9 protein-coding genes and 1 pseudogene are annotated in these 6728 nt (G+C 28.1%); all 10 read left to right on the plus strand.

Annotated elements, in window-relative coordinates:
• Positions 1 to 207 precede the first annotated feature (207 nt).
• The 10 genes and pseudogenes from ABDZ60_RS11055 to ABDZ60_RS11100 all read left to right on the plus strand — a co-directional run bounded on the left by ABDZ60_RS11055 (position 208) and on the right by ABDZ60_RS11100 (position 6393).
• Positions 208 to 555, plus strand: coding sequence for a TIGR04076 family protein (locus tag ABDZ60_RS11055; protein WP_343778145.1), 348 nt, complete (start codon positions 208 to 210; stop codon positions 553 to 555).
• Positions 556 to 636: 81 nt separating this feature from the next.
• A complete protein-coding gene (locus ABDZ60_RS11060) occupies positions 637 to 1437 on the plus strand; it encodes a CPBP family intramembrane glutamic endopeptidase (RefSeq protein WP_016208832.1) in 801 nt (266 codons plus the stop codon).
• 24 nt (positions 1438 to 1461) lie between these two features.
• Positions 1462 to 1965: an AAA family ATPase gene (locus tag ABDZ60_RS11065; protein ID WP_343778148.1), complete on the plus strand. Its 504-nt coding sequence runs from the start codon at positions 1462 to 1464 to the stop codon at positions 1963 to 1965.
• A 207-nt stretch (positions 1966 to 2172) separates the two neighbouring features.
• Positions 2173 to 2565, plus strand: a pseudogene (locus ABDZ60_RS11070) (alpha/beta fold hydrolase); the annotation flags it as partial.
• A gap of 183 nt (positions 2566 to 2748) precedes the next feature.
• A complete protein-coding gene (locus ABDZ60_RS11075; protein WP_343778150.1) occupies positions 2749 to 2892 on the plus strand; it encodes a hypothetical protein in 144 nt (47 codons plus the stop codon).
• Positions 2893 to 3156: 264 nt separating this feature from the next.
• Complete coding sequence (locus ABDZ60_RS11080; RefSeq protein ID WP_016208829.1) at positions 3157 to 3747, plus strand: hypothetical protein; 591 nt, start codon at positions 3157 to 3159, stop codon at positions 3745 to 3747.
• A 22-nt stretch (positions 3748 to 3769) separates the two neighbouring features.
• Positions 3770 to 4060, plus strand: a complete 291-nt coding sequence (locus ABDZ60_RS11085) for a hypothetical protein (protein WP_343778153.1) — start codon at positions 3770 to 3772, stop codon at positions 4058 to 4060.
• Positions 4061 to 4090: 30 nt separating this feature from the next.
• Positions 4091 to 4897, plus strand: a complete 807-nt coding sequence (locus tag ABDZ60_RS11090; RefSeq protein WP_343778155.1) for a DUF1835 domain-containing protein — start codon at positions 4091 to 4093, stop codon at positions 4895 to 4897.
• Between the two features lie 103 nt (positions 4898 to 5000).
• Complete coding sequence (locus ABDZ60_RS11095) at positions 5001 to 5612, plus strand: class I SAM-dependent methyltransferase (RefSeq protein WP_047001176.1); 612 nt, start codon at positions 5001 to 5003, stop codon at positions 5610 to 5612.
• A gap of 370 nt (positions 5613 to 5982) precedes the next feature.
• Positions 5983 to 6393 (plus strand): hypothetical protein, encoded by a 411-nt coding sequence (locus ABDZ60_RS11100; protein WP_343778157.1) that lies wholly within the window; start codon positions 5983 to 5985, stop codon positions 6391 to 6393.
• Positions 6394 to 6728 lie beyond the last annotated feature (335 nt).

Here is a 6728-nt window from a genome sequence, read left to right on the forward strand (position 1 = left end):
CTGCGAGCTCCTTTTAACTATATAGTAATTTATTTATTTTTAAAATACGCTATTTTCTGAACCGCTTACTGAAAAATAATTTAAATTCTCAATTCTATTTTATTTAAACTAATTAATATGAATATTTTCTATATAAGCATTATACGGTTTACAAAATATGGTACAATATAAGGTGAGATAGATAAAAAGAGATTTGGAGGGTTAATTATGAAAAAGTGGTATGATGAGGAGTACAAATTTGAAATTGAGGTAACTGGGTTTCTTCGAAGTGACCATACAGAGCGGTACTGCCGAAATGGCGAGGAAGTAGGGGATAAGTATACCTGCACTTATGGATGTCCGGTAAATTCGAATGGACAGGGCATTTGTTCCAAGGTTATGATGATTATGTTCCCAATCATGGAAGCAGTCAGAAGCGGCGGAGATTTGGAGAATATTGGTGGAAGTGCTAAGTATAGCAAGGATATTGTATGTCCAGATGGCTGCGTTATGTTCAGACTGAAGGCAGAGAAACTTGGCAATGAGAATTTTTATAAGGGGAAGTTCTTTGATTAGTTTTGATTTTTATTGTGCGCAGTTTAAAGATAAGCAAAGTATATAAATAATGAATACTTTAAAATATGAGGTGAAGAAATTATGACAGATAAAAAAGTTAGAATACAATTTACGATTCTAACATTTTGCATAGCCTATCTTGTATCAGGTGCTTTGATTATTCTTGGACATTTCGGATATTCGGTTTACAATTGGGTTCACTCAGTGCAGCAATTTATGATGAATATTCCCTTTTCAATCTATATTTTATCACCAGCTATTGCTTCATATATAGTTTTGAAGAAGAATAACAAAATAGCAGATTTTAAAGAATGGTTGAAAACTGTTTTTTATTTTAAAAATAACATTTTACCATACTTGTTTGTTGTTTCAGGTCTTGCACTATATTTTCTAATACATATTATAGTTTCAGGTAGTAGAGAAATGGTGCTTCCATTTTATACGTTCTTTCTATCTCTACCTGGGTGCCTTATTATTGGGGGATTAGAAGAATCTGGTTGGATGTACATATTACAGCCTGAACTTGATAAAGAATATGGCTTTATTTTATCTTGTATTTTTACAGGAGTAATTTGGTTTTTTTGGCATATTCCTCTCTTTTTTATTCCAGGGACTAATCATGGGGAGGGACTAATTAACTTTTGGATGTTTGCAGTTCAACTAATGGCATTTCGTTTTTTTAACGGAGCAATCTACAAGATATCAGGGAAAAGCTATGTGTTTATGTGCGTATTATTCCATACCATGTTTAATGCAGTATCACCTATCTTTGGAACCATGACTATGACTTGGATAGGAACTGTTGTTGCAAATGCTATGATTATTATTGTTTCAATTGTAACTGTTGGGATGTACAACAAAAGAAAATTAAATAAACAATAGCTTAAATGATAGGTGGTTAAAATTATGAAAAATCTTATTTTTATAAATGGAACAATGGGGGTAGGTAAGACAACAATAAGTAAAGAATTGCAGAAGCTGTTACCTAATTGTATTTTTCTTGATGGTGATTGGTGTTGGGATATGTCACCATTTATTGTGACGGATGAAACTAAAAAGATGGTACTTGATAATATTAGTCATCTTCTAAATAATTTTATTTCTTGCTCAGAATATAAAAATATTATTTTTTGTTGGGTAATGCATGAAGAAAGTATTCTTGATGATGTATTATCAAGATTAAATAAAGATGACTGTATAATACATAAATTTTCTATAGTATGCTCAGAGCAAACATTAATTTCAAGAATTACAAAGGATATTAATCAAGGAGTAAGAGAAAATGATGTAATTGAAAGAAGTGTACCAAGATTAAAAAATTATTTTCAAATGGATACACAAAAAATCGATGTAAATCATATTTCTGCCAAAGAAGCAGCAGAAAAAATATATAAATTAATTGGAAAATAAGAATACTAATTTTTCTTAATTAACATTACTTTACAATTGAATGGTTATATCAAAAAGCTAGATTTACAATTCATATATTTACATATAGAAGAATAATATATTAAATGAAGAAGTTTTGTAAATGGAGGTATTTATGTGGGGTACTATGTTAGAGTAGAACCTAATGTAACAATTTATGTAGAGGATATTAACCCATATGGTGCATAGAAAGAAGATATAATCAAGATTATTCAAGGAACAGATAATGATCGACCTAAAATGCTAAGAGATTTTGGTGATATATTCTTTTTTCAAAATATATCACAAGCATTATCTGACTGGTTCTTTCAGTTAGGATTACAGGCAGCAGGGTGGGCAACTGCAGCTATTGCAAATACTTGGATAGATGAAGTGCTATTTTCTGATTTAAGAAAAATAAGTGTTCCAACTTTAATTATTCATGGTATTCATGATAAAGTTGTTCCTTTTGAGCTAGGTGAAGTACAAAGTCAAAATATCGAAAACTCAAAACTTATACCATTTAAGTATAGTGGACATGCTTCATTTTATGATCAGAGAGATAAATTTAATGAGGAATTAATGAAATTTATAGAAGAGTAAAGTTTTTCAACATAGAGTGAAATAGTAAAAAAATAATGGAATATGATAATTTTAAAAAGGGGATGTTTGTATGACAACTCCTTTTTATATAGGAAAATCCATTAATAAATAGAAGCTTTAAAACTAAGTAGTAGTCTATTGGTAAAATATGTTACAATATAACTTATAATACATTACTAAGGTATGAAATATAGGGAGTTTGGTAGATGGCCATCATGGCAAGTTATAACAGTAATAATATATAAATTTATAGCTATTGGATTGGGAGCAGAGCTAGTAATAAAAAGAAAAAGTAAAAAGAAATATACTAAGGCCACGGTTCAATGATATAAGTTATTACATTAATGATAATTATGAGATTTCTATTGGAAAGTGTACTGTTGTTGATAAGAGTTCAAAGGGAGTAACTCCATCGATTATATTAAATGAAAATACATATTATTATAATCCAAGGTCCAATAAAATTACTGAAGGAAACAATTATAAGCTAAAATATCTTCCAAACAGTAAGTATGTTATTGAGGCAGAAGTTATTGAATAAATGAATATGAGAAATATTGTAATATTAAAAAACTTAGGAGGTTTATAAATATGAAAAAACTTACTTTAGGTATATTTTCTTTAGTTTTAATTTCTCTTTTAATAAGTTGTGGTAGTAGAACTTTAACTGTATCAAAATCTATTGAAGAATTCTTTAATAAAAAAGCTTCAAATGAAAAGGTAGATATTTTACTTACAAAAGATATGGGTAATGAAAAAATTGTCTTAGCAGAAATGAATGAAAAAGATGGAGAACAACATACTAATCTTTTTTTACTTAATGAAAATAATGAAATTTTAAGTTGGACTAGCGGAAGAAAGCCAATTAGCCAATGTTTCTCTGTAAATACACTAATTTATAATGACAAAAGAATTATTTTTGGAAGTTTTAATGATAGTAAGTACATTCCATCTGAAGATAAAAAAGTAAGCGTAGATATATCCCAAATAGATATTACCCTTAGTGACAATAAAAACATTCGTGAGAGTGTTACTTTAGATAAGGGGTATCTTGTGATAACAGATATATCTGATATAAAAGATGTTAAGATTTTAAATGAGAAAGATGAAGTTCAAAGTACACTTAGTGATATTGAGAATATAGTGGATGAAATGGATTTTAATATTTATAATACGAGGTAAATTTTATTTTTAGGAGTTTAAAATGACTTTAGGAGTAAAAATATCTATATCTTTTATATTAATTTTAATTTGGAGCTTCATAAGCATTTTAATAAAGAAAATACCAGATGAAGTATTGTATAAAGAGAAATATGGATATAAATTAAATAAAGAATTTCATATTAAAAGGATAAGAGGAATATTAAACTTGTTAGTATTTGTAAATATGATGATCTCTATCTTTATGTGGGTTGGAAGTGAATTTACGATTGCTTTAATATTTCTGCAAGGGATTTTTCTTGTTACAAAGTATGGTAAACATACTTATAAATAGTATCAAATTAGAAACTATAGAGGAGATTTTATGTTAGAAGTTTTATTTGGAGAAAGTGGAGCTGCATGTATGAAAATAGCTATAGAAAAAGGAGTTATTTCAGGAAGTTCAGAAAAAGTTATTTGTCTTGCTTTAATGTTAGATATTGGTGATATTAAAGAAAAAATAGATAGTTCTTATAGACATAACCTTATTTTTGATATGTACACACAAAATGGCTATGATAATGATGAAGATACACTAAAAGAGCTTGAAAAAGCTGGAAAATATTATACTGATGAATATAAAAGGCTTATAAATTATGTTTTAAATGGAGAAGCAATTCGAATATGGTATAGTAATGCTCCATATGAGATGTGTGGTTTTTACTATATATGTGATTTGCTAAAAGATATTGGAACTGAAATTTTTGCAATAAAATTACCAGATTACATAAAAATAGATGATATAGTTGTTTCATTTCAATCTTTGGAAGAAGTTGGACCGGAGCAATATAAGACACTTATTAATTATCAAAGAAGAATATCTGAGATAGAACTAAAAATGTTTAGTAATGCCTGGCTCATGCTTGTAGAAGAAAATAGTGCTCTAAGGGTAGTAGTAAATGGGAGATTAATAGGAGTTTGCGAAGACTTCTATGATAACCTAATTTATAAACATATTGGATATGAACCTATAAAAGAAGTCAGATTAATTGGAAATATTCTTGGTTTTTATCAGTTAGGAGTTAAGGACTGGTGGTATGCATCAAGAATTGATTGTATGATAGAAAATAATAAGATTAAGGTAATAGAGGATCATGATAATAAATATGAAAGAATAATTTCAAAGCTCTAGGCAGGGTATAGTTTATCTATATAATGCTGAAGAGATAAGAAGAATAAAAATGGATAATATTAGTTTATCTATTTTATATTTATATATAAAGGGGGAATTTAATATGCTTGAAATATTTAAGCAAATACCACTGTATAGATTTCTTATGTATTGTAATGAAACGAACATGGAGAAAATAGTATTGGATTGTGGAGCAGGTGGAGACTCTCCACCATTAACTTTATTTCATGAATATGGATATATGACAAATGGAATTGAGATGGATTTAGCTCAAATTGAGAAGGCAAATAATTATGCTAGTAAAAGTGGACATCAACTCAAAATCCAACAAGGGAATATGAGAAAATTGAATTTTGATAACGAATATTTTAGTTTTGTTTATTCATATAACTCTGTATTCCATATGCCAAAGGAAGAGGTTTGTAAATCTGTAAATGAAATGAAGAGAGTGCTTAAACCTCATGGATTATTATTTGTGAATTTTCTTACCATTAGGGATTTTCGCTGTGGTACAGGTGTTGATTTAGGTGAAAATCAATATGAGCAACTTGATGATAATATTCCAGTAATACATTCATATTTTGAAGAATCAGAAGCAGACAAATATTTTGATGATATGAAAATTCTTTATAAAGAAAGTAGGGTTTTAGAGAGAATATTTGAAGGAGAAAGGATCAGACAAGGTTTTGTTGATTATATAGTTGAGAAGATTTAAATTTAACTTATATAAATGACAATTTCATTGGTCTTATTCCATTTAAAGATGATATTAATATTGAAGCGAAAGTAGTAATTTTTCATAAATATGAATTGTCAGGAGAGAAAATAACGATTAAAGTTATGGTGTAAATTTAATAGTATTTTATTGTAAAAATATGATATAATTGATTTATAATTGTAATATATTTCTAAGTGGTGACACTTATTTAACAAACAGATAAGAAAACGGGAATTTATAAGCCTGTTATAAAGGTAAATATCAAGCGTATTATTTTTGCTAAGGAACCTATAATAGCAAACCTAGTACTAAGAATGGGAGGATAATAAAAATGAAAAAATTAGTTATGATTAGTCTGTGTTTGTTTATGTTAACAACAATATCTATGGGGTGTAGTTCTAAGAAATCAAGCTCTGATAGTGATAGTAATACTACTGAAAAGCAAATACCTGACTTAACTGGTGAATGGAAACAAGAAAATAGCAAATCTGATGACTCTTATCAATCAGCAACAATAACTGGTGATACTATTACAATTGATTGGGTAAGTGATAATGGTGATACAAAATCACTTTATTGGGCTGGTTCTTTCGTCGCTCCAACAACTTCTAATGAACCTTATTCATGGGATTCGAAGAATGACCATAGTAAAACTGAAAGTGCATTGCTTGCTTCTAGTGATGATACTAAAACTATGAAATATGAAAATGGTGTCTTAAGTTATGAAGTGTCTGCAATGGGCACTACTACAGTGGTTAAACTCAAAAAGCAACAATGATGACAATAAAAAGAGAAAAGTACTTTTTTCTATAACTTTAATAAATAAGAATAATGCTCAGGCTAAATTCAAATTTATGGGTTAGTTAGTTCACATTTTTAAATTATTGTGAAGTATAAATTAAATATTAAATTAATTGAAATGCCGTATTATTAAAAAGAATATGCGGTATTTTTTAGTGAGTAATTTAGAAAAAACAGTAAGCTCTAAAATTATTTATCAATAAAAAAATACTGTATATTAATTTCTGATATAATACAGTATTTTGTAAGCGCTTCAGAAAATGGCGTCTATAATTATTTTTAAGCAAATGATACCCTATCACTATAGAAATT

This window comes from Clostridium sartagoforme (assembly GCF_039521405.1).
Taxonomy (GTDB): domain Bacteria; phylum Bacillota; class Clostridia; order Clostridiales; family Clostridiaceae; genus Clostridium; species Clostridium sartagoforme.

Bases quoted from the DNA above. Each gene is read 5' to 3' on its own strand.
- ABDZ60_RS11075 (WP_343778150.1), top strand. From the start codon at position 2,749: ATGAAATATAGGGAGTTTGGTAGATGGCCATCATGGCAAGTTATAACA.
- ABDZ60_RS11055 (WP_343778145.1), top strand. From the start codon at position 208: ATGAAAAAGTGGTATGATGAGGAGTACAAATTTGAAATTGAGGTAACT.
- ABDZ60_RS11090 (WP_343778155.1), top strand. From the start codon at position 4,091: ATGTTAGAAGTTTTATTTGGAGAAAGTGGAGCTGCATGTATGAAAATA.
- ABDZ60_RS11080 (WP_016208829.1), top strand. From the start codon at position 3,157: ATGAAAAAACTTACTTTAGGTATATTTTCTTTAGTTTTAATTTCTCTT.
- ABDZ60_RS11085 (WP_343778153.1), top strand. From the start codon at position 3,770: ATGACTTTAGGAGTAAAAATATCTATATCTTTTATATTAATTTTAATT.
- ABDZ60_RS11100 (WP_343778157.1), top strand. From the start codon at position 5,983: ATGTTAACAACAATATCTATGGGGTGTAGTTCTAAGAAATCAAGCTCT.
- ABDZ60_RS11065 (WP_343778148.1), top strand. From the start codon at position 1,462: ATGAAAAATCTTATTTTTATAAATGGAACAATGGGGGTAGGTAAGACA.
- ABDZ60_RS11095 (WP_047001176.1), top strand. From the start codon at position 5,001: ATGCTTGAAATATTTAAGCAAATACCACTGTATAGATTTCTTATGTAT.
- ABDZ60_RS11060 (WP_016208832.1), top strand. From the start codon at position 637: ATGACAGATAAAAAAGTTAGAATACAATTTACGATTCTAACATTTTGC.